This is a genomic window from Bradyrhizobium sp. CCBAU 51745 (assembly GCF_028128715.1).
Lineage (GTDB): Bacteria > Pseudomonadota > Alphaproteobacteria > Rhizobiales > Xanthobacteraceae > Bradyrhizobium > Bradyrhizobium manausense.
Window position 1 is genome coordinate 744,192 of record NZ_LBJP01000093.1, and the last position, 26,905, is coordinate 771,096.

33 protein-coding genes are annotated in these 26,905 nt (G+C 64.1%); 17 read left to right on the forward strand and 16 right to left on the reverse strand.

The features are described from left to right. Positions 1 to 42 precede the first annotated feature (42 nt). Both XH98_RS39690 and XH98_RS39695 read left to right on the forward strand, forming a co-directional pair. On the forward strand, positions 43 to 174 hold the full coding sequence (locus tag XH98_RS39690) for a hypothetical protein (RefSeq protein ID WP_271597155.1): 132 nt from the start codon (positions 43 to 45) through the stop codon (positions 172 to 174). Between the two features lie 84 nt (positions 175 to 258). Next, positions 259 to 465 (forward strand): hypothetical protein, encoded by a 207-nt coding sequence (locus XH98_RS39695; protein WP_271597156.1) that lies wholly within the window; start codon positions 259 to 261, stop codon positions 463 to 465. 137 nt (positions 466 to 602) lie between these two features. Here the strand turns inward: XH98_RS39695 and XH98_RS39700 are convergent, their stop codons facing one another. Continuing rightward, complete coding sequence (locus XH98_RS39700; RefSeq protein WP_057753691.1) at positions 603 to 851, reverse strand: hypothetical protein; 249 nt, start codon at positions 849 to 851, stop codon at positions 603 to 605. A gap of 173 nt (positions 852 to 1,024) precedes the next feature. On the opposite strand from XH98_RS39700, the gene XH98_RS39705 reads away from it, so the two are divergent. Both XH98_RS39705 and XH98_RS39710 read left to right on the forward strand, forming a co-directional pair. Then, complete coding sequence (locus XH98_RS39705; protein ID WP_271597157.1) at positions 1,025 to 1,195, forward strand: hypothetical protein; 171 nt, start codon at positions 1,025 to 1,027, stop codon at positions 1,193 to 1,195. Continuing rightward, positions 1,179 to 1,373 carry a hypothetical protein gene (locus XH98_RS39710; protein ID WP_271621814.1) on the forward strand — a complete coding sequence of 65 codons (195 nt, stop codon included), beginning with the start codon at positions 1,179 to 1,181 and terminating at the stop codon, positions 1,371 to 1,373. Before XH98_RS39705 ends, XH98_RS39710 begins: the two co-directional genes overlap by 17 nt. 13 nt (positions 1,374 to 1,386) lie before the next feature. On the opposite strand, the gene XH98_RS39715 is transcribed toward XH98_RS39710, so the two are convergent. From XH98_RS39715 to XH98_RS39745, 7 genes are all read right to left on the reverse strand, one after another. Then, positions 1,387 to 1,827 (reverse strand): hypothetical protein, encoded by a 441-nt coding sequence (locus XH98_RS39715; RefSeq protein ID WP_271621815.1) that lies wholly within the window; start codon positions 1,825 to 1,827, stop codon positions 1,387 to 1,389. Further along, a complete protein-coding gene (locus XH98_RS39720; protein ID WP_271597159.1) occupies positions 1,827 to 2,174 on the reverse strand; it encodes a DUF3147 family protein in 348 nt (115 codons plus the stop codon). Before XH98_RS39720 ends, XH98_RS39715 begins: the two co-directional genes overlap by 1 nt. Further along, positions 2,167 to 2,751: a phosphatase PAP2 family protein gene (locus XH98_RS39725; RefSeq protein ID WP_271597160.1), complete on the reverse strand. Its 585-nt coding sequence runs from the start codon at positions 2,749 to 2,751 to the stop codon at positions 2,167 to 2,169. The genes XH98_RS39720 and XH98_RS39725 overlap by 8 nt, the downstream gene beginning before the upstream one ends. Positions 2,752 to 2,832: 81 nt before the next feature. Continuing rightward, positions 2,833 to 3,723, reverse strand: a complete 891-nt coding sequence (locus tag XH98_RS39730; RefSeq protein ID WP_271621953.1) for an SDR family oxidoreductase — start codon at positions 3,721 to 3,723, stop codon at positions 2,833 to 2,835. A gap of 215 nt (positions 3,724 to 3,938) precedes the next feature. Continuing rightward, complete coding sequence (locus tag XH98_RS39735; protein WP_271621816.1) at positions 3,939 to 4,490, reverse strand: DUF4142 domain-containing protein; 552 nt, start codon at positions 4,488 to 4,490, stop codon at positions 3,939 to 3,941. Between the two features lie 81 nt (positions 4,491 to 4,571). Then, on the reverse strand, positions 4,572 to 4,799 hold the full coding sequence (locus tag XH98_RS39740) for a hypothetical protein (RefSeq protein WP_128953211.1): 228 nt from the start codon (positions 4,797 to 4,799) through the stop codon (positions 4,572 to 4,574). 8 nt (positions 4,800 to 4,807) lie between these two features. Further along, on the reverse strand, positions 4,808 to 6,607 hold the full coding sequence (locus XH98_RS39745) for a thiamine pyrophosphate-requiring protein (protein ID WP_271621817.1): 1,800 nt from the start codon (positions 6,605 to 6,607) through the stop codon (positions 4,808 to 4,810). 155 nt (positions 6,608 to 6,762) lie between these two features. On the opposite strand from XH98_RS39745, the gene XH98_RS39750 reads away from it, so the two are divergent. From XH98_RS39750 to XH98_RS39765, 4 genes are all read left to right on the forward strand, one after another. Continuing rightward, complete coding sequence (locus XH98_RS39750) at positions 6,763 to 7,137, forward strand: PRC-barrel domain-containing protein (protein WP_271621818.1); 375 nt, start codon at positions 6,763 to 6,765, stop codon at positions 7,135 to 7,137. Positions 7,138 to 7,164: 27 nt separating this feature from the next. After that, the gene (locus XH98_RS39755) at positions 7,165 to 7,323 is read left to right on the forward strand and encodes a hypothetical protein (RefSeq protein ID WP_271621819.1); all 159 of its coding nucleotides are present in this window, start codon (positions 7,165 to 7,167) and stop codon (positions 7,321 to 7,323) included. Between the two features lie 186 nt (positions 7,324 to 7,509). Further along, positions 7,510 to 8,667 carry an HlyD family secretion protein gene (locus tag XH98_RS39760; protein WP_271621820.1) on the forward strand — a complete coding sequence of 386 codons (1,158 nt, stop codon included), beginning with the start codon at positions 7,510 to 7,512 and terminating at the stop codon, positions 8,665 to 8,667. Beyond that, positions 8,664 to 10,283, forward strand: a complete 1,620-nt coding sequence (locus tag XH98_RS39765; RefSeq protein ID WP_271621821.1) for a DHA2 family efflux MFS transporter permease subunit — start codon at positions 8,664 to 8,666, stop codon at positions 10,281 to 10,283. Before XH98_RS39760 ends, XH98_RS39765 begins: the two co-directional genes overlap by 4 nt. A 98-nt stretch (positions 10,284 to 10,381) precedes the next feature. Here XH98_RS39765 and XH98_RS39770 read toward each other — a convergent pair whose 3' ends face one another. Further along, positions 10,382 to 10,846, reverse strand: coding sequence for a winged helix-turn-helix transcriptional regulator (locus XH98_RS39770; RefSeq protein WP_271601662.1), 465 nt, complete (start codon positions 10,844 to 10,846; stop codon positions 10,382 to 10,384). A 162-nt stretch (positions 10,847 to 11,008) separates the two neighbouring features. On the opposite strand from XH98_RS39770, the gene XH98_RS39775 reads away from it, so the two are divergent. From XH98_RS39775 to XH98_RS39790, 4 genes are all read left to right on the forward strand, one after another. Further along, entirely contained in the window at positions 11,009 to 11,746 is a 738-nt protein-coding gene (locus XH98_RS39775) for an SDR family oxidoreductase (protein WP_271621822.1), read from the forward strand. Positions 11,747 to 11,811: 65 nt separating this feature from the next. Then, positions 11,812 to 12,813, forward strand: a complete 1,002-nt coding sequence (locus XH98_RS39780; RefSeq protein ID WP_271621823.1) for an NAD(P)H-dependent flavin oxidoreductase — start codon at positions 11,812 to 11,814, stop codon at positions 12,811 to 12,813. A gap of 108 nt (positions 12,814 to 12,921) precedes the next feature. Beyond that, on the forward strand, positions 12,922 to 13,356 hold the full coding sequence (locus XH98_RS39785; RefSeq protein ID WP_271621824.1) for a hypothetical protein: 435 nt from the start codon (positions 12,922 to 12,924) through the stop codon (positions 13,354 to 13,356). Between the two features lie 423 nt (positions 13,357 to 13,779). Next, entirely contained in the window at positions 13,780 to 14,598 is an 819-nt protein-coding gene (locus tag XH98_RS39790; protein ID WP_271621825.1) for an aldo/keto reductase, read from the forward strand. Between the two features lie 230 nt (positions 14,599 to 14,828). Here XH98_RS39790 and XH98_RS39795 read toward each other — a convergent pair whose 3' ends face one another. Both XH98_RS39795 and XH98_RS39800 read right to left on the reverse strand, forming a co-directional pair. After that, positions 14,829 to 15,047: a hypothetical protein gene (locus XH98_RS39795; protein WP_271601666.1), complete on the reverse strand. Its 219-nt coding sequence runs from the start codon at positions 15,045 to 15,047 to the stop codon at positions 14,829 to 14,831. 93 nt (positions 15,048 to 15,140) lie between these two features. Further along, positions 15,141 to 15,605, reverse strand: coding sequence for a hypothetical protein (locus tag XH98_RS39800; protein WP_271621826.1), 465 nt, complete (start codon positions 15,603 to 15,605; stop codon positions 15,141 to 15,143). A gap of 162 nt (positions 15,606 to 15,767) precedes the next feature. Between XH98_RS39800 and XH98_RS39805 the strand changes: the two genes are divergently transcribed. Next, complete coding sequence (locus XH98_RS39805; RefSeq protein WP_271601668.1) at positions 15,768 to 16,040, forward strand: helix-turn-helix domain-containing protein; 273 nt, start codon at positions 15,768 to 15,770, stop codon at positions 16,038 to 16,040. A gap of 250 nt (positions 16,041 to 16,290) precedes the next feature. Here XH98_RS39805 and XH98_RS39810 read toward each other — a convergent pair whose 3' ends face one another. Both XH98_RS39810 and XH98_RS39815 read right to left on the reverse strand, forming a co-directional pair. Then, the gene (locus tag XH98_RS39810; RefSeq protein ID WP_271621827.1) at positions 16,291 to 17,523 is read right to left on the reverse strand and encodes an aminotransferase-like domain-containing protein; all 1,233 of its coding nucleotides are present in this window, start codon (positions 17,521 to 17,523) and stop codon (positions 16,291 to 16,293) included. 256 nt (positions 17,524 to 17,779) lie between these two features. Further along, a complete protein-coding gene (locus XH98_RS39815; RefSeq protein WP_271621954.1) occupies positions 17,780 to 18,310 on the reverse strand; it encodes a DUF3124 domain-containing protein in 531 nt (176 codons plus the stop codon). Between the two features lie 288 nt (positions 18,311 to 18,598). Here XH98_RS39815 and ribB point away from each other — a divergent pair, with 288 nt between their 5' ends. From ribB to XH98_RS39830, 3 genes are all read left to right on the forward strand, one after another. Continuing rightward, positions 18,599 to 19,675: a 3,4-dihydroxy-2-butanone-4-phosphate synthase gene (ribB, locus tag XH98_RS39820; protein ID WP_271621828.1), complete on the forward strand. Its 1,077-nt coding sequence runs from the start codon at positions 18,599 to 18,601 to the stop codon at positions 19,673 to 19,675. 83 nt (positions 19,676 to 19,758) lie between these two features. Continuing rightward, positions 19,759 to 20,973 carry an acyl-CoA dehydrogenase gene (locus XH98_RS39825; RefSeq protein WP_271621829.1) on the forward strand — a complete coding sequence of 405 codons (1,215 nt, stop codon included), beginning with the start codon at positions 19,759 to 19,761 and terminating at the stop codon, positions 20,971 to 20,973. A 135-nt stretch (positions 20,974 to 21,108) separates the two neighbouring features. Beyond that, a complete protein-coding gene (locus XH98_RS39830) occupies positions 21,109 to 22,029 on the forward strand; it encodes an MBL fold metallo-hydrolase (RefSeq protein WP_271621830.1) in 921 nt (306 codons plus the stop codon). A gap of 106 nt (positions 22,030 to 22,135) precedes the next feature. On the opposite strand, the gene XH98_RS39835 is transcribed toward XH98_RS39830, so the two are convergent. Continuing rightward, entirely contained in the window at positions 22,136 to 22,993 is an 858-nt protein-coding gene (locus tag XH98_RS39835; RefSeq protein WP_271621831.1) for a DUF1499 domain-containing protein, read from the reverse strand. Between the two features lie 234 nt (positions 22,994 to 23,227). Further along, on the reverse strand, positions 23,228 to 24,856 hold the full coding sequence (locus tag XH98_RS39840) for a fatty-acid--CoA ligase (protein ID WP_057753623.1): 1,629 nt from the start codon (positions 24,854 to 24,856) through the stop codon (positions 23,228 to 23,230). A gap of 65 nt (positions 24,857 to 24,921) precedes the next feature. Between XH98_RS39840 and XH98_RS39845 the strand changes: the two genes are divergently transcribed. Beyond that, positions 24,922 to 26,028, forward strand: coding sequence for an extensin family protein (locus tag XH98_RS39845; protein ID WP_271621832.1), 1,107 nt, complete (start codon positions 24,922 to 24,924; stop codon positions 26,026 to 26,028). A gap of 41 nt (positions 26,029 to 26,069) precedes the next feature. Here the strand turns inward: XH98_RS39845 and XH98_RS39850 are convergent, their stop codons facing one another. Beyond that, positions 26,070 to 26,753, reverse strand: coding sequence for a L,D-transpeptidase (locus tag XH98_RS39850; RefSeq protein WP_057753617.1), 684 nt, complete (start codon positions 26,751 to 26,753; stop codon positions 26,070 to 26,072). Between the last annotated feature and the right edge of the window lie 152 nt (positions 26,754 to 26,905).

The window sequence follows — 26,905 nt, forward strand, 5'->3', positions numbered from 1 at the left end:
TCGGTCGCATTGATTTTTCGATTCCAGAAGGAGGTTCTTGCGATGGCTCCACGTCTGGCACTTCTCTCACTCATTCTCGCCTTTGGCGTCTCCGTCGCGTTTGCGACGGTGACGACGATCCGGCAGGTCCATCAGGAAAACGCATCCGTGGCGGTGCACGCGGCGCACAGCTAGCACTGCTTCCTCTCGCGCTCGTAGGAACATTCGGTGCAGGGAAGCGTAAGCGCTTCGAGGCATCGGAAGAAGCGAGAGGACATCATGGCACATTCCGACCACGGCATCGTCAAGGACAAGCGCGGGGAGGATCAGCCGCGCGACAAGCACCGTGCGCAGACCGTGCACAAGACAAACGAAACCGGTTCGCCATCGCGCGAGGCGACGCGCGATCCCAAGCTCAACGACAACAGCAAGACGCCAGGCTCAGGCATGACGCCGGATGATTCCGGCGCTGCTCCGAGCGGCTAATTTTTCGCGAGGAACGAATCGTCCTGCGAAGAGTCGACTGATTGCTTCCGGTGACATGCCCCCGGTGCTCCGGAAGCAATCTCCAAGGACGGCCCTGGCACCCCCCGTGCCGGGGTCGTTTTGCTGTGAGGCCGTGATCAGCCCTGGGTGCCGTTTTCGGGATCGTTCTGAGTGTGCCCCTCCGGTCCGCGCCCGAATACGCCGAAGCTGCTCGACTTGACCCCGGGTATTGCATCAACGCCAACGGCGGCCAGTCCCGACTTGAGAAGTTCGCGGACCGCTGCCGCACGCGTCGGCATGCGGTGCTTGAACCGGAAATCGTCAACCGCGGCCAGCTCTTCCGGAGAAAGCATGACCTGGAGACGCTCGGCGCGAAGGTCATTCATGGTCGATCACACAAAGTGAGTAAGTTGAGTAGTTTGTTCAACGGGCGAGATCGGCGCGGGTTCCACAAGAGTCGTCAAAACCTCCAAATGAGTAGAAATAATCAATGAAATCAATAAGTTAATATTGAAACGAGTTGGGCTTTGGTGCATTCTCCTGGAAAGGGAGATTGGCCATGACAGATGAAGTCAGGTTACCCCGCAAGCTTTCCGATGAGCCCGAAGGACCAAAGCCGGTGCGTCCGAGCCACCAGAAGGTCATCGAGCAGATCGAGCGCTGGGCCAACAGCCCGGGCCTGCAACCCCCAAGGAAACCCCCAAGGACAGATGATGCGAAAACGATCTGAGCCCCATACGTTCGAACAGCGTCTCCATGAGCAGAGGCTTCGGCTCGAGAATGAGCTGTCGCGCCTGCCGGACGGTGGTCAGCGCGATGCCCTCGCGGCCCGTATCGATCAGTTGAAAACGGCAGCCGAGATGTACGATTTCCTCAAGTTGGGGGAAGCGGCAGCGGCTGCTCGCTGATCGCCCTCAGCGTTCAGTCTGCGTGACGTGAGGTGATGCGAAGCTTTCGCCTCAGCCACCACGCCGCCACAGAGACGGTAGCCCATACCAGGATAGAAGCCGCGAATGCCCCGATCACGCTCGCCGTGACCAGGGCGTGGAAGGTCGCGGCAAACGCCGCAAGACCAATGCTTCCGAGGCCAGCCCCCGCAGCCTCGAGAGCTGCAGCCTGCTGCCCGCGTCGCCGTCCGGCAAGACCGGCCTTTTCCTTGGCGCGGCGCTCGTGGCTCTCGATCAGGGTCGCGCTGGCGCAGAAGATGGCGGGGAGCGCGAGGAAGAGCCCGCCGATGGCCACGCCAAAGCGTGCGCTGACGAGGCCGGTGAAAACGGTCGCCAATCCGCCGAGCACGAAGCGAATGCCGTACTCGTACCACTGCGTTTGCTTGAGGGAGGCCGACGACATCTTGATTAGCATCAGGCGCCTCCACCGAATCCTGCGAGCAGGGCAAAGGCAACCGCAAGCCATACGGCGAAAGCGATGATGGTGGCGGGGAGCGCCGCGAAGCGAAACCTCATCAGGAGCTGGCAGACCGCGATGCTGTAGCAGGCGAGGGCAGCTGCGCCATAGATCATGGTCCAGCTTTCCGCCGCAGCATATTGCGGGCCGTGCTGAACGACGGCGATGCTGAGCGTTGCCAGCGCCACCGACGGCGCCGCCGCGAGGAGCCCGGCGAAACTCTTGGGTCGCAACATGTCGCCGAGAATCGCGAAGGCCGATACGATCGCGCCGCCGGCGATGAATCGGAGGACATACTCAGTCATGACCCCCGCCTTTGCCGGGCTCGGTGCTCCGCCTTGCCAGCGTCCACGGTCGCATCATCCGCTCGATGGCGATGCCCAGCATGAAGCCCGCGGCCACGTCGCTGGCCCAATGCGCGAGCAGAGCGATGCGCGTCAGCGAAAGGCCCACGGCAATGCCGCGCACGAGACGCCGGCGGAGCGGCGGCAACAGGCCCGCGGCGGATGCCAGCGCGCCCATATGCACGGCATGGCCGGACGGAAAGGCATCGCGCGCCTGCCCCGAGAACGGGACGCCGCGGCGATGGCCTCGTATCGTCAGCCGATCAGGCCTGACCTGATCGAACGTGGATTTCAGGATGTGCGGAAGCATCGCCGTGACCAGCGACACTGCGAGGATATGGTTGGCCGTACGACGCTCTTCGGCAGGTCGCGTTCTGGCGTACAGCCACCCGGCAGCGGCGAGGGCGAGCATCACATGCTCGTCGGCGCCCCAGGTCAACGCTTTGGCCGTTTCCTCGAGCTCCGGGGTGGCGTGCTCAGCGATCTCGTTCGCGATCGCGATATCGGTCCGCGTCGGTTTGACTGTTACTGGCGCCATTGATCCAAGGTGTTGGCGAAAGGTTCTCCGTGACAGTTTTGTAAAGCCGAACGATCGATGATCGTTCCTCAAGCGGACGCGTTACGGCTGGCCCGATCCACCCGCGGAGCCATAGACCTGGCCGGTCGCGTAACTCGCATCGGCCGCGGCAAGCTGCACGTAGATCGAAGCCAGCTCGGCGGGTTGGCCGGGACGGCCAAGCGGCGTCATGCCGCCGAACTTTTCCAGCTTCTCCATCGTCGCGCCGCCGGAGACCTGGAGCGGCGTCCAGATCGGTCCCGGCGCAACGCCGTTGACGCGAATGCCCTTCGAGGCGAGCTGCTTGGCCAGCGACTTCACATAGCTCATCGTCGCCGCCTTGGTCTGCGCGTAGTCGTAGAGATCCGGCGAAGGATCGTAGGCCTGCTCGGATGTCGTGCCGATGATACAGGAGCCGGGCTTGAGATGCGGCAGCGCCGCCTTGATGATCCAGAACGGCGCGTAGATGTTGGTTTTCATGGTCGCGTCGAAATCCTCCGACGAGACGTCGAGGATGGACGCGCGGGTCTGCTGCCGGGCGGCGTTGTTGACGATGATGTCGAGCCCGCCGAGGCCCTGGACGGTCTCGTCCACCAGCTTCTTGCAGAAAGCTTCGTCCTTGAGATCGCCGGGAATGGCGAGGCCGGTGCGACCTTCCTTCTTGATCAATGCGATCACCTCCTGCGCGTCCGGCTCCTCCGCGGGCAGATAGTTGATGGCGACGTCGGCGCCTTCGCGCGCATAGGCGATCGCGGCCGCCCGGCCCATGCCGGAATCGCCGCCGGTGATCAGCGCCTTGCGGCCTTTGAGGCGGCCGGAGCCTTTGTAGCTGCTCTCGCCGTGATCCGGCCTCGGCTCCATCTTGCCGGCGAGGCCGGGCCAGGATTGCGATTGCTTCTTGAAGGGCGGCTTGGGATAGCGGGTGACGGGATCGATCAGGTCTTGCTCGGCCATGTCAGCGTTCATGTCAGCGTTTCCTTGCGCGGTCGACGACGCCAGCGAAGCCGCAGCGAGCGTGGCGCTCGCCGCGCGGACGACGTGCCGGCGGGACACTGAAGTCTTGTCTTGATGTGCCATGAGGGCCTCCACATTCGCGATCTCAATGCGCGGAGGCTGGCATCGTTGCAGAATGATGGACGCCGGGGGCACCGGCGTCCTCACGAAGGCTTCTACTTCGACTGCCCAACGCTCGGTGCTTTGCCGAGCTCCTTGGCCATGTCGAGGTGGTGCCTGAGCGCGGGCAGCGTCTTACCCGCCCAATCCTTCAGCTCGGAATTATCGCCGCCCTTGGCGTAACGCTCAAAAAGGGAGACTGCGTCCTCGTGGGCGCTGACTTGGTAGGAGTTGTAGTCCGTGCTGAAATCCTTGCCCGAGGCACTCTTGAGCTTGTCGAGCTTGCTCTGGTGCGAGCTGTCGAGCGCGGTCGGCAACGTCGCCTGGACCTTGCCGTTACCGACGAGGCCCTTCAGCTCGCTGCTGGTCTTGGTGTGGTCGGTGACCATTTGCTGCGCAAAGCTCTTCTCCTGCGCGTTGCCCTTCTGCTCTGCGAGCTTGCTCGACTCGATCTCGAACATGTCGCTGACGGCGACCTCCTTGACGAAATCGGCGGTCGCAGGCGCGACGCCGAGCGCCGAATTGACGCCGGTCTTCTCGCCAAGCGACTGGGCGAGAGCTGGGCCTGCAAGCAGCACGCAGGCAATGGCGATGACGGTACGTTTCATGGTCCGGTCCCTCTGATGAGCGGCGCGGCACTTGCCCCACCGGTCTTTCCGGCGATCAACACGGCTTCGGGACCGAGGTTCCTAATCCGTGGGGTGACGGCCGGTGCGGGGATTGATCGGATCGGTCGGCTTCCGCCGCAGCCGCTCGGGCAGGAACGGCTCGGACGGCGAGGCCGACGGTTCGGCTCGCACGTCGGCATGACGCTGCGCCCGCTCGTGCGGCGTCTGGTTGGTGTTGATCTGACGCTTCACGTCGACGCCGTCGACGGGATCGTTGACGCCATGCTGAATGTCGCGAAAGTCGCTCATGGTTCACCTCATTCCTTTCCAGGCAGGATCGATTCAAGCACCTGCCGCGCCGCGCCCTTGATCACGCTGCTCTCGTTGGGATCGCCCTTCATCAAGGCGAGCGAGAAGTTCTTCGCCTGCTGCAAGGTGATGTGCGGTGGCAGCGGCGGCACCTCGGGATCGGTCTTCACCTCCAGGACCACAGGCTTCTCGCTTGCCAGCGCCTGTTCCCAGGCCGAGCCGAGCAGCTGCGGGCTGTCGACGAAGATGCCGGTGAGGCCGATCATCTCGGCAAAGCGCGAATAGGGCACGTCGGGGATGCGCTGGGAGGCCTCGAATTTGGGGTCGCCATTGATGATGCGCTGCTCCCAGGTGACCTGGTTGAGGTCCTCGTTGTTGAAGACGCAGACGACGAAGCGCGGATCGCGCCAGGATCGCCAGTATTTGGCGGCCGTGATCAATTCGGCCATGTTGTTCATCTGCATGGCGCCGTCGCCGACCAATGCGATCACGGGGCGGTCAGGATGGGCATATTTCGCCGCCAGCGCATAAGGCACGGCGGCGCCCATCGAGGCGAGACCGCCGGAGAGCGAGGCCATCATGCCGCGTCGTATTTTCAGATCGCGCGCAAACCAGTTGGCGCAGGAGCCGGAATCGCTGGTGATGATGGCGTTCTCGGGCAGGCGCGGCGACAATTCCCAGGCGACGAGCTGCGGATTGATCGGCGCGGCGGGCTGATGCGCCCGGCCGTCCAGCGTTGTCCACCATTTGGCGACGTCATCGGCGATCGACTGCCGCCAGGCGCCGTCGCTCTTGGGGGCGAGCCGCGGCAGCAGGCTCCGCAACGTCTCGGCGGCATCGCCGACCAGGCTGACCTCCATGGGGAAACGGATCGACGTCATGCCGGCGTCGATGTCGATCTGAACGCCGCGCGCGGCGCCTTCCTTGGGAAGGAATTCTGCGTAAGGGAACGCGGAGCCGACCATCAGCAGCGTGTCGCATTCCATCATCATGTTGTAGCTCGGCTCGGTGCCGAGCAGGCCGATCGAGCCCGTCACCCATGGCAGGTCGTCCGGCAGCGCCGCCTTGCCGAGCAGCGCCTTGGCGCAGCCGGCCGACAGGCGGTCGGCGACTGCAATCACTTCGTCAGTGGCGTGCAGCGCGCCCGCACCGACCAGCATCGCGACCTTCTTGCCGGCGTTGAGAACTTCGGCGGCATGATCGAGCTCGGCCTCGCGCGGCATCATTCGTGGACCGCTGTAGCCGACGCCGGAATGCAGCGTGCCGTGCGCGTGCGGAGGCCCTTCATAGGGCTCTTCCTGCAGGTCGTTGGGCAGGATGATGGCCGTCGGGGCCCGGCGTGCGAGCGCGATCCGTACCGCGCGGTCGATCAGGTGCCGCACTTGAGCGGGCGAGGAAGCCTGCGCGACATAGGCGCCGGCAACGTCCTTGAACATCGAGACGAGATCGAGTTCCTGCTGGTAGCTGCCACCGAGCGCGTTTCGCGCCTGCTGGCCGACAATCGCCAGCACGGGCTGGTGGTCGAGCAGCGCGTCATAGAGCCCGGTGATGAGATGCGAGGCGCCGGGGCCCGACGTCGCGATGCAGACGCCAAGCTCGCCGCAGAATTTCGCATAGGCCGATGCCATGAACGCCGCCATCTCCTCGTGGCGGGCCTGCACGAAGCCGATCCTGGTCTCGGCCTTGGCCTCGGCCCGGTTCAGGGCGCCGAACACGCCATTGATGCCGTCGCCGGGGTAACCGAAGATGTGACGCACGCCCCATTGATGCAGACGCTGGACGATGAAGTCTGAGACGGTCTGAGACATCGTGGGCGGCTCCCGGTTTGCGTGCGCTTTCTCTTGGGCTGGAAAACCAAGAACAGCGCGCCTGCGGTGATGTTCCTGTCAGGGCGCAGGGGCCCTCTGGAACGATCGCCCCTTGGCGCTCGTTGGTCCAGATACTGGCTGAGTGGAGAATAGACATGTTGAATCAAGGCGAGCTGGACGGCAGCGAGATGGGCCGTCTGATCGGCAGCGACAAGGTCGAGGGAACATCGGTCTACGGTGCCGACCGCAACCGGATCGGTTCGATCGAACGCGTGATGATCGACAAGATCAGCGGCAAGGTGTCCTACGCCGTGCTCGGCTTCGGCGGATTCCTGGGGATCGGCAACGATCACTATCCGTTGCCCTGGCAGTCGCTGAAATACGACACCGAGCTCGGCGGCTATGTCACCGGAATCACCGCGAAGGCGCTCGAAGGCGCGCCGAAATATGGCGAGCGCAGCGACTGGAACTGGGGTGATGACGCCGCGATGCGCGGCGTCAATGCCTATTATGGCGTTCCGTTTGCTTAAAGCTCGTTGCAGACAAAGGCAGACCCGATGAGCAAGGAAAAGCCCACCGACGATCCCAGGCAGCAGAACGACTGGGGATCGCACGCCCAGACGGACAAGCCCTGGAAGGGCAATCCGGAGAAGGAGCAGAGGTCCGGCGACAAGAAGCCCGATCTGGAGAAATGGCAGGAGAGCAAAACGCACTGATCTGGTGCGCAGGCAATGAATGAAGCGCGGTACCGCCGGTGCCGCGCTTCTTTCTTGTGCAATGCGTTCACGATTGACGGCGGTGCTTCCGGCAGCCGGAACCATGCCCCAGCGCTGCGGTTAGGTTCCGGCGTGCGCGCAAGGCGAGCCTCTGCCGCAGCAAAAACCCCGATCGAGGTGTTCGCCGTGGATGCTCAAATCCGGGAGCGTGGCCCGTCGGCGGAGCAGCCGCAGAAGGCGGAAGCTCCAAAGACTTCGCCTGATCCAAAGCACGAGAGCAAGGGGCAGCCGGCCAAGCCGGACCAAACTCCGACGCTGCGCGAGCGGATCGCCGAGCACTGGCTGCTCGCAACCGTCGGCGCCATCGTGCTGATCGCCGCGTTGGTCGGCGGTCTGCTCTACTGGCTCCAGGTCCGCCACTATGAATCCACTGATGATGCCTTCGTCGCCGCCCGCAGCTTTTCCGTGGCCTCGAAGGTCGGCGGCTACGTCACCGATATCCCTGTGACCGACAACCAGCATGTCAATGCCGGCGATCTCCTCGCCAGGATCGACGAGCGCGATTATCGCATCGCCGTCGATCAGGCCGAGGCCCAGGTCGAGGTCTCCAAGGCCAACATCAGCAATGTCGCGGCGCAGATCGATTCCCAACAGGAGCAGATCAAGCAGGCCCAGGCGCAGCTCGAGCAGGCGCAGGCCCAGCTTCAGTTCGCGCAGGAGGAGTTCAACCGCGCACAAGATCTCGTCGAGAAGGGCGCCGGCACCGTGCAGCGTCAGCAGCAGACCCGCTCCGATCTTCAGGCCCAACAGGCCAACACGGAGCGCGCGAAGACGGCGGTGATTGCGGCGCAGGTCGGCATCAAGAGTCTGCAAGCCCAGCTGGAAGGCGCCAAGGCGCAACTCGAGCAGTCGCAGGCGCAGCTCGATCAGGCCAGGCTGAACCTGCAATACACCGGCGTCGTCGCGGCGCAGTCCGGCCGCGTCGTCAAGCTCTCCGGCGCCAAGGGCACGTTCGTTACCGCAGGCCAGAGCCTGATGATGTTCGTCCCCGACGATGTCTGGATCGTCGCCAATTACAAGGAGACTCAACTTGCCGACATGCGGCCGGGCCAGCCGGTCGAGATCCGCATCGACGCCTATCCCGGGCGCAAGCTGACCGGCCATGTCGATTCCGTGCAGCCGGGCTCCGGCACCGCCTTCAGCCTGCTGCCGGCGGAGAATGCCACCGGCAATTACGTCAAGGTGGTGCAGCGCGTGCCGGTGAAGATCGTGGTCGACGTTTGGCCGGCCGACCTGCCTGTCGGCCCCGGCATGTCGGTCGTGCCCTGGACCAGGGTGCGATGACGAACTCAACGCAAGACGGCGCGTCCACTGGTGCCTGGTCGCCGGAGCGCTCGGCGGCCGGCGGGCACAATCCTTATCTCATCGCCTTCGTGGTCTCGATCGCGACCTTCATGGAGGTGCTCGACACCACCATCGCCAATGTCGCGTTGCGCCACATTGCCGGCGGGCTCGCGGTCGGCATCGACGAGAGCACCTACGTCATCACCAGCTATCTCGTCGCCAATGCCATCGTGCTGTCGATCTCGGGCTGGCTGTCGACCGTGATCGGCCGCAAGCGCTTCTACATGCTCTGCGTGGCGACCTTCTCGGTGGCGTCCCTGTTGTGCGGCTTCGCGTGGAATTTGCAGGCACTGGTGCTGTTCCGCATCCTGCAAGGTCTCGGCGGCGGCGGCATGGCCACCAGCGAGCAGGCGATCCTCGCCGATTCCTTCCCGCCGGAGAAACGGGGCCAGGCCTTTGCGATCTATGGCGTCGCCGTGGTCGTCGCGCCGGTGGTCGGCCCGACGCTCGGCGGCTGGATCACCGATACCTATAGCTGGCACTGGGTGTTCCTGATCAACGTGCCGATGGGACTGCTCTCGCTGTTCCTGGTCGGCACGCTGGTCAAGGAGCCGTCAGGCGCGGAGGAGGAGCGGGCGAAGCTGCTCGCGAAGGGCCTGCGCGTCGACTATATCGGCTTCCTACTCGTCGCGATCGGGCTTGGCTCGCTCGAATTCGTGCTCGACGAAGGCCAGCGCAACGACTGGTTCGGCTCGAATATGATCGTGCTTTTCGCGGTGCTCGCGGCAGTCTCGCTGCTCGCGCTCATCCCGTGGGAGCTGACGCGCGAAGACCCCATCGTGGATCTCCGCCTGCTCGGCCGCCGCCAGTTCGCCGCCTGCTTCCTGGTCATGCTCGGCACCGGCGCGGTGCTGATCTCGACCACGCAGCTTCTGCCGCAACTGCTTCAGACCGAGCTGAACTACACGGCCATGCTGGCTGGTCTCGCGTTGTCGCCCGGCGGTATCGCAACATTGTTGCTGATGCCCGTGGTTGGCAGGCTCGTCAGTACGGTGCAGCCCAAATATCTCATCATGTTCGGCGCCGCGGTCGTCGCGTTCTCGATGTGGCATCTGACCGGGCTCAATGGCGACATCACCTACGGCTACGCGGCGCTGGCTCGCATCTTCCTCGCGATCGGCCTTCCCTTCCTGTTTCTGCCGGTGACGACGGCTTCATATGACGGCGTGCCGCCCGACAAGACCAACCAGGCCTCGGCGCTGATCAATGTCGCCCGCAATATCGGCGGCTCCATGGGCGTCGCGCTGGCGCAAACGATGCTTGCGCAGCGCCAGCAATTCCATCAGAGCCGCCTGATCGAGCATGCCGCGCCATCCGACCTCGGCTACCAGCAGACCATCGAGGCGATGACGCGCTACTTCCAGGCCCAGGGCTCGAATGCGAGCGATGCCGCCTCGCAGGCGGTCGCCTGGGTCGGCAGGACTTTGCAGCAGCAGGTCGATTTCCTCGCTTATATCGACGTGTTCTGGACGCTCGCGATCATCGCCGTGCTGATGATCCCGATTGCCGCCGTACTGCGCCCGATCAATCTCGGCGCGCCGGCGCGGGGGCATTGAGCGCAATGGCGGTCAGTGCGTCGATGGCGTGAGATCGTATCCCACCCTCGGCGTCATCGCCCGCGGAGCCGGGCGATGACGGCTGTGGTTGGAGCAGCTTACGCAATCGCCCTTGCCTGCCCAGGCCCCGCATGCACATGAACCTGCTTGGCATGCAGCACATCGCCGCATTCCGAGCACACCATCACCGGGTCGAACAGCTTGCCGCAGCTCTTGTGCTCATGCAGCAGCGGGCGGCCGCGCTCGTCGCCCATGTGGGTGTCGCCCCAATGCACCATCGCCATGATGACAGGATAGAGGTCGAGGCCCTTCTGCGTCAGGATGTATTCGTAGCGCTTGGGCGCTTCGGAATAGGGGACGCGGCGCAGGATGCCGAAGCGGACCAGCTTCTTCAGCCGCTCCGACAAGAGATGCCGCGTGATCTGGAGCGACGACTGAAACGCTTCGAAGCGTCGCACCCGCAAAAAGCATTCGCGCAGGATCAGCAGCGTCCAGCGGTCGCCGACCACGGCGACGGTGCGGGAGAGCGAGCAGGGCTCTTCATCCAGCGTATCCCATTTCATGATGCTGTCTCCGGCACGGAATTCGTCAGTCAGAAAAAGGAACTGACTTTGAATGAACAAGGATATTTCGACTTGAAGCTAGCATTCGGATCGCAAGTTTGACAGTTCTATTTTAGAACTATAGCCTCCGGCCCAATCATGCTCTCATCGGAGGAGGCGACGATGTCCAGGCGAAACGCGACCGCGGCCGTGATCGGGGCCGGCGATTTCATCGGCGCCGAGATAGCCAAGAAATTTGCAGCCGAAGGCTTCTCGATCTACGCGGGCCGCCGCAACGGCGACAAGCTCGCGCCGCTGGTGAAGGATATCGAAGCCGCCGGCGGTGAGATCCACGCGCGGTCGCTGGACGCCCGCAAGGAGGAGGAGGTCATCTCCTTCCTCAACGACGCCGACAAGCATGCGCCGCTGGAGGTCTGCATCTTCAATGTCGGCGCCAACGTCAACTTCCCGATCCTCGACACCACCGAGCGCGTGTTCCGGAAAGTGTGGGAGATGGCCTGCTATTCCGGTTTCCTCGCCGGCCGCGAGGCGGCGCGGCTGATGCTGCCGCGCGGTAGCGGCAATATCTTCTTCACCGGCGCGACGGCGAGCTTGCGCGGCGGCAGCGGCTTTGCCGCCTTTGCCAGCGCCAAGTTCGGCTTGCGCGCCGTGGCGCAGGCGATGGCGCGCGAGCTCGGGCCGAAGAACATCCACGTCGCCCATCTCATCATCGATGCCGGCGTCGATACCGAATGGGTGCGGCAGCGCCGGCTCGAGGCGCTCGGCCCCAACGCGCTCGACAATCCCGACCTGCTGATGCCTCCGTCGGCCGTCGCCGAGTCCTATTGGCAGCTTTATCAGCAGCCGAAGAGCGCCTGGACCTTCGAAATGGAGATCCGCCCCTTCGGCGAGACATGGTGACCCCTGCGCAAAAGTCCGGCTAGACTGAACGCAACATCAGGCCAAATTCCGGGGAGGAGAATGAAGTGAAGACCGCGATCACCGAACTGTTCGGCATCGAGCATCCCATCATCCAGGGCGGCATGCATTTCGTCGGCTTTGCCGAGCTTGCCGCTGCCGTCTCCAATGCCGGAGGCCTCGGCATCATCACCGGCCTCACCCAGAAGACGCCGGAGCTGCTGGCCAAGGAGATCGCCCGCTGCCGCGACATGACCGACAAGCCGTTCGGCGTGAACCTCACCTTCCTGCCGGCTTTCTCGGCCCCGCCTTATCCGGAATACATCGCCGCCATCGTCGAAGGCGGCATCAAGGCGGTGGAGACCGCGGGCCGCAGCCCGGAAGCATACATGCCGGCGCTGAAGGCGGCGGGCATCAAGGTGATCCACAAATGCACCTCGGTGCGTCATTCCCTGAAGGCCGAGCGCATCGGCTGCGACGCCGTCAGCGTGGACGGCTTCGAGTGCGGCGGCCATCCCGGCGAGGACGACATTCCCAACATGATCCTGCTGCCGCGCGCGGCGGAGGAGTTGAAGATCCCGTTCGTCGCCTCCGGCGGCATGGCCGACGGCCGCAGCCTCGTCGCGGCGCTGGCGCTGGGGGCATCAGGCATGAACATGGGCACGCGTTTCATCGCCACCAAGGAAGCGCCGGTGCATCAGAACGTGAAGAACGCGCTGGTCGCGGCGACCGAGCTCGACACCCGCCTGATCATGCGGGCCTTGCGCAACACCGAGCGCGTCTTGAAGAACGCCAATGTCGAGCGCCTGCTCGAGATTGAGCACGCCAGGGGCGACAAGCTCACGATCGCCGACATCCACGACCAGGTCGCGGGCGTCTATCCCAGGATCATGCTGGAGGGGCAGATGGATGCCGGCGCCTGGAGCTGCGGCATGGTCGCAGGCCTCATCCACGACATCCCCAGCTGCAAGGAACTCATCGATCGCATCATGACTGAGGCGGAACAAATCATTCGTAACAGGCTGATCGGGTTCCTGGATGGGACGGATGCGACGCGAAAGGTCGCCTGACACCGCCAAACTTCTTAACCACTGTTACATTTGGCCGCTGGAAATGCACGCGGCGCCTCCTAAATAGGGGTAAATTACTCCTTAACTATTCAATTTCAGGAGGCGTCCGTGGTCCTGAAAAGCATTCCCAGTGTGGTTGCCATTGCGCTCGTGCTCGCAGTGGGCGGTATCGCGCGCGCTGACGATTACAAGCCTGACGAATATCTCGGTCTCGATCTCTCCAAGGCAGTGCTGTCGCCGAAGCGGCTCGGGCCCGAGACCCATTTCGCTCCGGTCGCGCTGGAAGCGAAGGGCGGCAATGAGGCGCAGGCCCGGGCCGAGCCGGTCGACGTGCCGAAGAAGGTCGCGGCCGAACGCGTGCACGTCTCCGAGCCCAAGATCGCTCACACCGAGATCGCTCACACCAACAGCACCCAGCCGCGCGGCGCAGCCCGCACCAGGCTCGCGCACCGTCACGGCAACCCGCTCGACGCGCAGGCGATGGACACCCGCATCCAGACCTGGCCGTGCCGTTCCGGCGGCATCTGCAACTGGAAGCACTGAGGCGTAGCTGCTGATCATCCGCCTCTGCCGCTTGCGCCGGGACGATCGCCTATGAGGAAGCGTGGCGGATGGCTCGCGTGCGGCCATCCTTCGAGACGCCCGCCTCCGGCGGGCCCTCAGGATGAGGGCGGAATGTGTGGCAGCTGTCTCGATGGGCGACGCAGCTGTTTAGCCTCATCCTGAGGAGACCGCTGGAAGCGGTCGTCTCGAAGGACGAGGTGCTCGCTCGGGCCTCGCCGAGCTCATATACGACGGGCCCTGCGCTCGCTGGAGAGGCGGCCCTAACCCGATCTTGATTGGCCGCTGCCCATCCGCCGCGCTATCATGCCCGCTCCCGCCACCTCTTTTCCATCACCGAAGAGTCTGCTCACGCGGCATCGCCGCGTGCATCCGGCGGGCTGCAATATCTCAGGAGCCTGTTCCATGGACCATCTGAAAACACGGGGCATCAGCATGCCCAAGCTCGGTCTCGGCACCTTCCGCATGCAGGGCGATGTCTGCCGCGAAGCGGTCGAGAGCGCGCTGTCGATCGGCTATCGCCACATCGACACCGCCGAAATGTACGCCAACGAGGAGGCCATCGGCGCCGCGCTCGCGGCTAGCTCCGTGCCGCGCGGCGAGCTGCATGTCACGACCAAGGTCTGGCACGAGAATCTCAGCCCGGATGCGATCCGCCGCGCCTTCGACGCCAGCCTGGGAAAGCTCAGGCTCGACCATGTCGACCTCTATCTCGTGCACTGGCCGTCGAGATCGGCGAACTGGGGCGCGGTGTTCGAGACCTTGATGAAGCTGAAAGAGGAGGGGCGGACGCGGGCGATCGGCGTTGCCAATTTCACTACGGCATTGCTCAAGATCGCGGTCGAGGACATCAAGGCGCCGATCGCCTGCAACCAGGTCGAATATCACGCGATGCTGGATCAATCGAAGCTGCTGGCCTATCTCAGGGCGAAGTCGATCCCGCTGGTCGCCTATTGTCCGCTGGCGCAAGGACGCTTTGCCACCGACCCGGTGCTCGCCGAGATCGGCGCCAGGCACAATGCGAGCGCGGCGCAGGTCGCGCTGAAATGGCTGCTCGACCAGGACGGCGTCGGCGCGATCCCCAAGGCGTCGCGCCGCGAGAGCCAGCAGGCCAATCTGGATGCGCTGAAGATCAAGCTGGATGACGCCGATCGCAAGAAGATCGCCGCGCTGCCGAAGGACAAGCGCTGCGTCAATCCGGGATTTGCGCCGCAGTGGGATTGATGGGCTCGCACAGTATCGTAGGGTGGGCAAAGGCGCTCTTGCGCCGTGCCCACGATCTCTCTCAGTAAGGCAAAAATCGTGGGCACGTCGCGCGAAAGAGTGCGCCTTTGCCCACCCTACGATTTCGGACTTGTGGAGAGATACCTCTCGCCCGTCTCGCCTTGCAAGGGAGAGGACGCAGAACGCATAGAAATGGCCCCGCGAGGGGCCAATTCCATTTGCGTTGCGCATTAGTCCCAGTGGTGATGCCGATGCTTGATCACCACGACGCGGTCGTGATGGCGCCAGCCGCGATGCAGGCCATAGTCGCGATGCTCGCGGAATTCGGCGCGGGCGCCGTACGGGCCGTGATGGCCGTGCTTGACGATCACAGTCTCAGCACTTGCCAGCGTCGGCGCCGCAACCGCGAGCGCACCCAGAGCGGCAACGACATAACCAAGCTTCTTCATGATGTCCTCCTCCAATCGAATGCAAATCTAAACCGCGCATCCGCATGAACGTTCCGGCGAAACGGGAAGAGAATTCTGAATGGATGTTCAGGATCAGGACGATGGCTGTGTGCAGCGTTGCTGTGGAAGCGTCGGCGCGCCAGTCTTCACGTATTTGCCATCCTTGATCGTGTATTCGCCCCGATCGCTGCGATTATAGATCGCGCGCAGGCTGCCGTCATTCGCATGCAGCAATCCGAATTCGCGCGTCTGATGCAACGATGCGAAGTAGACCATCAGGTTGAGCAGGCCCTCGGCGTCGACGGAGGCGGACACCACCTCGTTCTCGTCTTTGGTGTCGCCGAAATTGCGCCGGTACATCACGCGGCCGTCCTTCCGGATTTCGTAAGTCAGCACCGCGCCCTTGTCGCGGTCGGGCCTGATAGCGCAGTCGACCGCCCATGACCCGAGCAGGCCCCATTGCTCGATCGTCGCCGCGAGCGTCTCGGCACGCGCGAGCGAACTGAACGCAACCCAAAGCACCGCCGCGCTGGTCCAGCGACTCAAATGACGCATCATGTCCCGAAAGGCCCCGCCTCGAACAATTTCAAACAGACTCTAGCATCCCCGTCGCGATCGTCCACGGCAGGTCCCGATCGCGCGCGAATTTGATCCGCGTCAATGAGGCTCTGCGCTGACGGGGTAAGATGACGCTCCCGAAGGCGATGCGTGGTGAGAGCGATGCTGAATCAAGTCATGGATTTTGCGGGTGAGGTGCTGCCGGGGAGCTGTGCCGCACCGCCTAGTTCCGAGACCGCGTTTCTGGCGGAGCTGGGCGAGCGCCTGAAGTCGTCCCGCGCCCGCTGCGAGCTGTCGCGCCGGGAGCTGGCCCGACGCTCCGGGATTTCGGAGCGCTACATCGCCCAGATCGAGGCCGGCAAGGGCAACGTCTCGATTGTCCTGTTGCTGCGGCTGGCCTCCGCGATCCACGGCAGCCAGCCTCAGGCGGCCTGATGTGCCGCCAAAGGCGAAACCTGCGTTGGTAAAATCGATGCGAACCGAGCGCTCCAGTTCACCTCTCCCGTAGGGAGAGGTCGGAGCGCATCGAAGATGCGGTCCGGGTGAGGGGTTCTGGTCTCACTAGGTGCCGCAGCCCCCTCACCCGGATTGCTCAGGCGCGCAATTGCGCGCCCAAAGCAATCCGACCTCTCCCCGTCGGGGAGAGGTGATCTCATACGTCGATCCTACCTGAGTCCAATGCGCGCTACGCGCGCTTCTCCACATTGGCGCTGCGGGCCGGCACGCCGAACTCCTGGCGGCAGATTTCGGCCAGCAGGGCGACGCCCTCGCGAATCTGCTGATGCGACGGACTTGCAAAGCATAGCCGCAGGCGCGAGCTTGAATAGCCTTTGTTGGTCGACCATTCCGGGCCCGGATTGATCGAGACCCCGGCAGCGAGCGCAGCCTGATAGAGCTTGAGCGTATCGACCTGGTCGGGCAGCTTCACCCACAGGAAGATGCCGCCTTTGGGCTCCCTGAACTCGGCCGCGGTCCCGAACTGCTCGTTGAGGGCTTCCATCAGCGTGTCGAGCTTGGTGCGCAGCGCCTTGGACAGCGCCGGCACGTGGCTTGCGAAATGCGGCTTGCAATAGGTGGCAAGCACCATCTGCTCCAGCGCGCCGGAGCCGGCATCCGTCTTCAGCGCCAGCATCCGCGACATCACATCCCAGGGCGCCACGATGAAGCCGACGCGCAGCGCCGGCGCGATCGACTTCGAGAACGAGCCGATATGGATCACCCCGCCGTTCCGGCTCATCGCGTAGATCGCCGGCGGGCGCTCTCCGGACCAGACCAGGTCGGCATAGCAATCGTCCTCGAACACAGGCACGCCATGTTCGGCCGACAGCCGCAGCAACTCGGCGCGGCGGCTCTCCGGCATGATGCTGCCGGTCGGGTTCTGCACGGTCGGGATGGTGTAGATGTATTTCGGCCGGATGCCGCGGCTCCTGAGGTCGGCCAGCGTCGAGGCCAGCGCATCCATCCGCATGCCGTCGTCGTCGAGGGGAATGCCGACGATGTTGACGCCGAGCCGCGTCAGCCGCTGCAACGCCCCCTGATAGGTCTCCTGCTCGACCACCACGGTATCGCCGCGCGAAAGCAGCGTGTTGTTGACGAGGTCGAGCGCCTGCAGCGAGCCCGAGACGATCATGAGATCATCGACCGTGCAGCCGATGCCGGCATCGCGCTTCAGCTTTGTCACCAGGAATTCGCGCAGGGGCACGTAACCCTGTGGGCCGTGCGCGAGCCCGTAGGTCGCCAGCGAACGGCCCTCGCGTCGCAAGGCTTGATCGGCCGCCTCGATCAGCTCGTCGAGCGGCAGCTGCTCGGAATCGTTGTTGCCGCCGACAAAGCTGTATTTGGCAAGGCCCGTCCAGCGCGCAGAAGGGGCCGGCAGCCCTGCGGGAAACAGGGGCGCGAAGTCAAAGCTGGACGTCATGGGGGTTCCTCGTTGTTTTTTATTAAGTGTTGTTTTTATTAGGCAGGCCGGCGTGGTGCCGACCGGGCGCCGCGATGTCGATCATGACATCATGCCAGTGTTTTGCCCGACGCGTCAAACGAAATTCGTAAAATCCGCATCCTCATCGCGCATGGGAACAATGCGTTGATTTCACTGATGCGGCTACTGTGCATGGGGTTGTTTTCGTGGTTTCGGTGGGCGGTCGCGACGGCACCCGCTCGAAGCAGCGGCCGCGTTACTTCTTGCCCACCGTCCTGGTCGGACGTCCCTGGCTGATGAAAGCGTAATGCGCATTGGCGACGCCGCCAACCATCAAGGCCTCGACGACGGGCTCGGCGATCTCGCCCGTGGCGGCCCAGTCGACGATGAAATTGGCTCCGGTCCCGCCGCGCACATCGTCGGTCGGAATGACGATGGAGATGGTGGCGAGCGGCTTCATCGCGACCGGCGCCTTCAGATAGCTCTCGACCTGTTTCCCGGCGGTGTCGAAATAGGCGATGCGCCTGACGACCAGTGCTTGCGTCTCCGAGGCGTTGTGGACGCTCAGCGTCACCGAGAAGTCGACCCGCAGCTTGCCCTGGCTCATCGCCACGCTGGAATAGGCCGGCACATAGAAGCCACCGGAGATGGCGAGCTCCTCCTTCGGCATCGCTGTGAGCGAGCCGGCGAAGGTCTGCTCGATCTCGACCTTGCTCTGTGCGAGCGCCGGCGTGACCAGGACGAGGGGGCACAAGAGGCCCGCGAGGATCGGAGCGACGAATCTCATCTGGTGCATTGCCCGTTTCACCCTTGTCACCCTTGGCGTAGTTTGCCCGGCAGCCACGATCCTGACTACCCTATTGCCGGGGATTGCACAGCTCTATCAGGCGCGGAGCGGGTCTGGTCAGGGGGGGCTCGGACACCTTCCGCGCGCCCCCGCCACGCCTATATGGCTGGTATCCGCCGGTACAAGGCTCAAGGCCGGTACGGGCGCATATGCGGTTGCGGCCGGGGCACTAGCGCATGGATCGGAGTCCGGCTAAGCCTCCCGCCCACACCATTAAGAGATTGGGAAATGCCCGATACCGTTCAGGAAGTTTTGCAGGCCTTTGCCCGGGGCGAGCTCGTCGTCGTGACCGACGACGAGGACCGCGAGGGCGAGGGCGATCTGATCGTCGCCGCCTCATTCTGCACGGCGGAAAAGATGGCCTTCATCATCCGTCACACCTCCGGCATCGTCTGCGCGCCCATTACCCCCGACGATGCGCGCCGGCTGCGGCTCGATCCCATGGTCGCCCACAACGATTCCGCGCACACTACCGCCTTTACGGTCTCGATCGACTACAAGCCGGACGGCGGCACCGGCATCTCGGCCGAGGAGCGCGCCTCCTGCTGCCGTGCGCTCGCCAATCCCAATGTCGGCGCCAACGACTTCGCCCGCCCGGGCCACATCTTCCCGCTGATCGCCAAGGACGGCGGCGTGCTGCTGCGCTCCGGCCATACCGAGGCCGCGGTCGATCTCTGCAAGCTCTCGGGCCTTCCGCCGGTCGGCGTCATCAGCGAATTGATGAACGACGACGGCAGCGTGATGAAGGGCGAGCAGGTCGCCCAGTTCGCCGCCAGGCACAAGCTGAAGCACGTCACCATCGCCGACATGATCGCCTACCGGCAGGCGCGCGAAAAGCTGATCGAGCGCGTGTCGACCTTCACGACCGAAAGCCCGATCGGCCCGCTTCAGGGCTATGCCTACCGCTCGCCGTTCGATTCCATCGCCCACGTTGCATTCGTTTACAACGGCGTCGGCGACGGCAAGAATGTGCTGACGCGCTTCCACAAGCCGAACATCGTCAAGGACACCTTTACCGGCCACAAGCGCATGGCTGTCGTGCTCGAGCACTTCAAGAAATCAGGCAGCGGTGTGCTGGTGTACTTGCGCGATGGCGCGGCCGGCGTTCCCGTCTCGCCGCTGCCGGATGAGACGTCGACGGAGGCTGACCGCAACCGCCAGTGGCGCGAGGTCGGCGTCGGCGCGCAGATCCTGCGTGATCTCGGCGTCACCTCGATCCGCCATCTCACCTCGTCGGTGCACGACTACAAGGGCCTCTCCGGCTTCGGCATCGAGATCGTCGCCAACGAGCAGCTCGAAAGCTGACGCCAACGCAATTGCACTTGTGGCGCCGGCGCTTTAGTTTGTCGGGCAATTTCTAGACGGAACCAGATGCGAAAGGACGTTTCATGAGCGTGCGCCCTCAGACCAAGGACAGGCCGGCTGCGGCTTCCTTCCAGTGGGACGATCCGTTCCTGCTCGACGAGCAGCTCACCGAAGACGAGCGCATGGTGCGCGACACGGCGCGCGCCTACGCCCAGGACAAGCTGCTGCCACGCGTCACCAAGGCCTATCTGGAAGAGAAGACCGATCGCGAGATCTTCAACGAGATGGGCGAACTCGGCCTGATCGGCATCACGCTGCCCGAGGAGTATGGCTGCGCCAATGCGAGCTACGTGGCTTACGGCCTCGTCGCGCGCGAGATCGAGCGGGTCGATTCCGGCTATCGCTCGATGAACTCGGTGCAGTCGTCGCTGGTGATGTACCCGATCTACGCCTATGGCGACGAGAACCAGCGCAAGAAGTACCTGCCGAAGCTTGCCAGCGGCGAGTGGGTCGGCTGCTTCGGCCTGACCGAGCCCGACGCCGGCTCCGACCCGGCCGGCATGAAGACCCGCGCCGAGAAGGTCTCGGACGGTTATCGCCTGACCGGCAGCAAGATGTGGATCTCGAACGCGCCCATCGCGGACGTGTTCGTGATCTGGGCCAAGTCGGCCGAGCACGACAACCAGATCCGCGGCTTCGTGCTGGAGAAGGGCATGAAAGGCCTCTCCGCGCCAAAGATCGGCAGCAAGCTGAGCTTGCGCGCCTCCATCACCGGCGAGGTCGTGATGGACGGCGTCGTGGTTCCTGAAAGCGCGCTGCTGCCCAACGTCTCCGGCCTCAAGGGCCCGTTTGGCTGCCTCAACCGCGCCCGCTATGGCATCTCCTGGGGCGCGCTCGGCGCCGCCGAAGACTGCATGCATCGCGCCCGCCAATACACGCTCGACCGCAAGCAGTTCGGCAGGCCGCTTGCCGCGACCCAGCTGGTGCAGAAGAAGCTCGCCGACATGGAGACCGAGATCGCGCTCGGCCTGCAGGGTTCGCTTCGCGTCGGCCGTCTGATGGACGAGGGCAAGTTCGCGCCCGAGATGATCTCGATCATGAAGCGCAACAATTGCGGCAAGGCGCTCGACATCGCCCGCGTCGCGCGCGACATGCACGGCGGCAACGGCATCTCGGCCGAATTCCACGTGATGCGCCACGTCCATAACCTAGAGACGGTCAACACCTACGAGGGCACCCACGACGTCCACGCCCTGATCCTGGGCCGCGCCATCACGGGCATCCAGGCGTTTTTCTGATTGGGCATCCCTCATTCCGGGGCGCGCGAAGTGCGAACCCGGAATCTCGGGCCGCATCATTCCTGTTCCATCGAGATTCCGGGTCTGGCCCTGACGGGCCATCCCGGAATGACGTCAAAGAACAAAGAAGAAGCCATGTCCGACAATGACGACGTCCCGTTCAATCGCAACTTTCCGCTGAAGGCCGGCGTCGTCGAGGAAGTCCGCCCCGGCGTGCGGCGAGTGCTGTGTGACAATCCTAGTCCGTTCACCTTCACCGGCACCGTCAGCTACATCGTCGGCACGGGCAACGTCGCGATCATCGATCCCGGTCCCGATGATGAGGCCCATGCGGCCGCCCTGCTCGATGCCGTGCGCGGCGAGACTGTGAGCCACATCTTCGTCACCCACACCCACCGCGACCATTCGCCGAACACGTCGCGGATCAAGCAGGCGACCGGCGCGCCAGTCTATGCCGAGGGCCCGCATCGCGCCTCGCGGCCCCGCTTCGAGAGCGAGAAGCACAATCCGGAATCCGGATCGGATCGCGACTTCGTGCCCGATATCAGGATCGCCCATGGTGACGTCGTCGAAGGCGCCGGCTGGCGGCTCGAGGCCGTGGCGACGCCCGGTCACACCGCCAATCATCTCGCCTTTGCCTGGCCCGAGCGGAAATTCAACTTCGTCGGCGATCACGTGATGGGCTGGTCGACCTCCATCGTGGCGCCGCCCGACGGCTCGATGATCGACTACATGGACTCGCTCGACCGGCTCGCTGCGCGCGAGGAGGATCTGTATTTCTCCGGCCACGGCCCGGAGATCCCGGAGGGGCAACGCTTCGTGCGCTTCCTGATCCGTCACCGCAAGGCGCGTGAGGCCTCGATCCTGCACCGCCTCGCCAAGGGCGAGACCGATATCCCGTCCATGGTGCGCGCGATCTATATCGGCATCGATCCCAGGCTGACGACGGCCGCCGGCTATTCCGTGCTGGCGCATCTGGAAGACCTCGTCGCACGCGGCATCGTCGCGACGGATGGCGATCCCGTGATTGGTGGGTCGTACCGGATGGCGGGTTAACCTCGGTCATTCCGGGGCTCGCGAAGCGAGAACCAGGAATCTCGAGGGAGCGGCGCGAGATCCCGGGTTCGCGCTAATGCGCGCCCCGGGATGACGCTCTATCGCGTCACTTCTTCACCGTCTTTGCCGGAGCCTTGGGTGGCGGCGCCACCGGGGTCTTCTTCGCCGGCTTCAGCGCATCGGCCTCGGCCGCGGTGTTGAGATCATCGATGAACTTCGTCACGCGCGCGGCGTTGCTGCCGAGATCGCTGTCGAAATAGCGCGAGGCGGAGCGGATGTCGACGCGGGAATCGTCGCCGTCAGGCACGACCCTGATCGAGACATCCTCGCGAAAGCCCATGATCGGCGTGCGCGCCACCGCCTCGATGCGACCCATGCGGCGCGGCGGCTGCGGCTCGCGTTCGTCGATGACGGTCCATTTGCGCTTGATCACGAGCTGGCGCGCGATCGCATAGGCGCGGTCGACGGGGATCTCGAGCTCGATCGGCTCGATATCGGGATAGAACTGACGCTGCTGCTCAGCCGAATACAGGCCGGCATAGACGGCGGTGTTGGTGCCGTCGCCGGTGCGCAGGCGCGACAGCGCCTCGAAGCGCGGCGGGTCGATCGGGTCGGTCGTGACGTCGTAGATATGAGGCAGCTTGCGGTAAAGCAGCGCCTGATAGGCGGGATAGGCGAGAATCGCTCCGTCGATCAGGAAGGCGAGCAGGATGCGCGCCATGCCGCGCGAGCCGTTTTGCCAGATCGCGGCAAAGCCAGCGAGGCCGAACAGGATGGACAGTCCAGCGATCGCGAGCCCGCCAAAAAAGGTGGCCAGCGCCGGTTTCATCTCCAGGAAGTCGAAGCGGACGATGATGACCGACACCGCCACCGTCACCACCGCGAACACGGCCAGATTGCGCGCCCAGGTGGCGAGGCTGGACACGGGCTCCGTCTGATAGGGAGCGGAAAACCTGCGGGCCATCGGATGAGCTCAACGGGGGTTTTGGGGCGGTGCCGGCCGATTTGGCGCGACGGTCAGCCGTTGAGACCACGGTCTGGCGGCAAATTCAAGAGTTCCGCAGGACCCAGTTCGTCATGCCCGGGCTTGTCCCGCCTGCGCGGCCGTAGCCGCCTCGGCGCGGCGAAGGCCCGGCCATGACGTTGTGGAGGCTTCAGAGCATTCAACGCTCGCAGCCTCCAGGGGACGCACCGAGCCCTACGCTGCCGCGTTCGGGAAGCGATAATCCTTGAACTGGTCGCGCAACGCGGTCTTCAGGATCTTGCCGGTCGCGGTATGCGGGATGCCGTCGACAAAGGCGACGTCGTCGGGCATCCACCATTTGGCGATCTTGCCGTCCATGAATTTCAGGATGTCCTCGCGCGTGGCCTGCTGGCCCTGCTTGAGCTGGACGATCAAGAGCGGGCGCTCGTCCCATTTCGGATGGAAGACGCCGATCACGGCGGCTTCCGCCACAGCAGGGTGGCCGACCGCGAGGTTTTCGAGGTCGATCGAGGAGATCCACTCGCCGCCGGACTTGATCACGTCCTTGGAGCGGTCGGTGATCCGCATATAGCCGCCCTCGTCGATGGTCGCGACGTCGCCGGTGTCGAAGAAGCCCTCCTCATCGAGGATGTTGGTGTCGAGGCGGAAATAGGCCTTTGCCACCGCGGGGCCGGAGACCTTGAGGCGGCCAAAGGTCTTGCCGTCCCAGGGCAGCTCCTTGCCGGCATCGTCGGTGATCTTCATCTCGACCGCGAAGGGCGCATAGCCCTGCATCTGCAGCACGTCGAGCCGCGCCTCGCCGGTCGCATTCTGGTGCGGCGGCTTCAACGCAGCGACGGTGCCGATGGGGCTCATCTCGGTCATCCCCCAGGCGTGGCGCACGTTCGAGCCCATGTCGAGGAAGGCCTTGATCATGGAGCGCGGCATCGCCGAGCCGCCGCAGATCACCATCTTCAGATGCGGCAGCTTCAGATTATTGGCAGTCATGTGCTGGAGCAGCATCAGCCACACGGTGGGCACGCCGGCGGTGTGCGTCACCTTTTCGGTTGCGAGCAGCTCGTAGACCGAGGCGCCGTCGAGCTTGGCGCCGGGCATCACCAGCTTGGTGCCCTGCGAGGGCGCGGAGAAAGCGATGCCCCAGCTGTTGGCATGGAACAGCGGAACCACCGGCAGCATTGTCTCGGAGGCGCTGGTGCCGAGCGCGTCGACATTGTTGGCCATCAGCGCGTGCAGCACGTTGGAGCGATGCGAATACAGCACACCCTTCGGATCGCCCGTGGTGCCCGAGGTGTAGCACATCGCAGCTGCCGTGTTCTCGTCAAAGTCCTTCCATTTGAATTTGCCGTCGGCCTCGGCGATCCAATCCTCGTAGGCCACGACGTTCTTCAACGTGGTCTCGGGCATATGGGCCTTGTCGGTGAGGATGATGTACCGTTCGACACTCGGCAGCTTGTCGGCGAGCTTCTCGACGACCGGCACGAAAGTCAGGTCGACCATCACGATGCGGTCCTGCGCATGGTTGATGATCCAGGCGATCTGCTCGGGGAAAAGGCGGGGATTGACGGTATGGCAGATGGCGCCGATGCCCATGATGCCGTACCAGACTTCGAGATGGCGCCAGGTGTTCCAGGCGATCGTGGCGACGCGGTCGCCGAGCTTGATGCCGTCGCGCTCCAGCATCTGCGAGACCTTGAGCGCCCGCTGGTGGATTTCGGCGTAGGTGGTGCGATGGATCGGTCCTTCGATCGATCGCGTGACGACCTCCTGCTTGCCGTGAATCTTGGCGGCGTGTTCGATGATCCGGTGACAGAGCAGGGGCCAATCTTGCATCAAACCGAGCATTCAGACGTTCCTCCGAGAAATCGCTGGGCGCATTGCCGCTCTCAGCGCAGGGCCAAAGAATTGACATGAGTTTTAGCCTGCCGGACTTTCGCCGCAAATGGTCTTATCGCGGCAATATGTCCGCCGGCGCGGCAATGGTTACCGCTGCGCTTGGGCTATCTCTTGTGCTGCCTGAGCCCGTGGATGCGCGAAACTATGCTGCACCGCTCGATATCTTTGGTCTTGGTACGCCACGGCGGCACCGGAGCGTTCACGCGACCAAGATACCGCTACCAAAGCCTCGCCCGGAGGAGGCGCCGAAGGCAGCGGCCGCGCCAGAACCCGACAGCAAGCCCTCCCCGGAGAAACCGAGCAAGCCGGCCGAGGCTGCGCCGCCTCCCGAGAAGCAACTCTCGGCGTGCCGGCTTGCGCTGACCGAGGAGATCGCGGTCGCGCCATCCATTCCCGACATCCACGGACCCGGCGCCTGTGGCGGCGAAGACCTGGTGCGGCTGGAGGCCATCGTGCTGCCGGACAAGCGCAAGGTCGCGGTCAAACCGGCGGCGATTCTCCGCTGTACCATGGCGTCGGCGATTGCGGATTGGGTGCGCACCGACATGGCGCCGCTGGCCACCAGCCTCGGCTCGACTATCACTGATCTGGACAATTTCGACAGCTTCGAGTGTCGTGGCCGCAACCGCGTCGCCGGCGCGATGCTGTCCGAGCACGGCAAGGCCAACGCGCTCGACGTCCGTTCGCTCAAGCTCGCCAACGGGCAATCGATCGGCCTGACCGATCGTACCCTATCCCGCGACGTGCGCGAGCGCGTGCTGCATTCGGTTTGCGCGCGCTTCTCCACCGTGCTCGGCCCGGGCTCGGACTGGTACCACGAGGATCACATCCATCTCGATCTTGCGCAGCGCCGCAACGACTACCGCATTTGCCAGTGGAACGTGTGGGATCCCTTGCCGCAGATCGCGCCCCTGCTGCCGGCGGAACGCCCCGAGGAGGCGCCGCCGCGCGAGGTCGCCGCCAAGTCGGAAGGCGCCAAGTCGGAAGGCGCCAAGTCGGAAGGTGCCAAGTCGGAAGGCGCCAAGGAAGAGGCCGACGATCAGGAGAGGCCTGCCGCGCCGGCGGGCAAGCCGGCAGCCGAGTCCGGCAAGAGCAAGCCGGCAAGAAAAAAGCGCCGGTAGGACCGGCGCTTTTCAAAAGCCTTCAGATCACATGGAATCCGCTAATTGCTGCTCGGAAAACCGCCGCCGCCCTGCAGCGCGAGGCGCGAATTGTAGGGCGAGTCGCCATGCTTCGGCTCGAGCACTACGACGATGGTGCCGATCTTGACGCGGCTGTAGAGGTCGATTGCGTCCTCGTTGGTCAGGCGGATGCAACCCGAAGAGATCGAAGCGCCGATATATTCGGGCTGGTTGGTGCCGTGGATACGGAACAGCGTGTCCTTGCCGCCTGAGTACAGGTACATCGCGCGCGAGCCCATCGGATTGTCCGGACCGGGGGCGACGTAGGTCGGAACGCCCAGACGCGAGATCTCGCCCGGCGTCGGGTGCCACGCCGGCCATTCCGTCATGCTGCCGACCTTGGCGATGCCGGACCAGGCCATGGCCTCTTCGCCGACGGTGATGCCGTAGCGGATCGCCTTGCCGCCATCCATCACGTAGTAGAGGTAGTGGTTGTCGGAATCGACCACGATCGAGCCCGGCGCCTCCTTGCGGTGGTAATCGACAATGGCACGACGGAACGGCTCTGCCACCGGCGTATTCTCGTACCGGATCTTGGCAAGGAGTTCCTTGTCCTTCGGCTTGAAATTCTGGGTGTTGGTGGCTTCGTAATGCGTGGCCTGCATGCAGCCCGAGAGCATGAAGCCCGCAGCCAAAACGCCCAACATAACTTTCAGCGACGACATGGTTTGGTTCCAATCAAACAAATACCGCGCAGGTCCTTGAAGCGTAGCACCCAAGGCCTTCGACTCCGTTGATTTCATTATCGTTGAAATCTGCCACAATTCCAGCTCTTAGGGGCTTATCCCGCGCTGCGAGACCCAACCTGTGGCTTTTT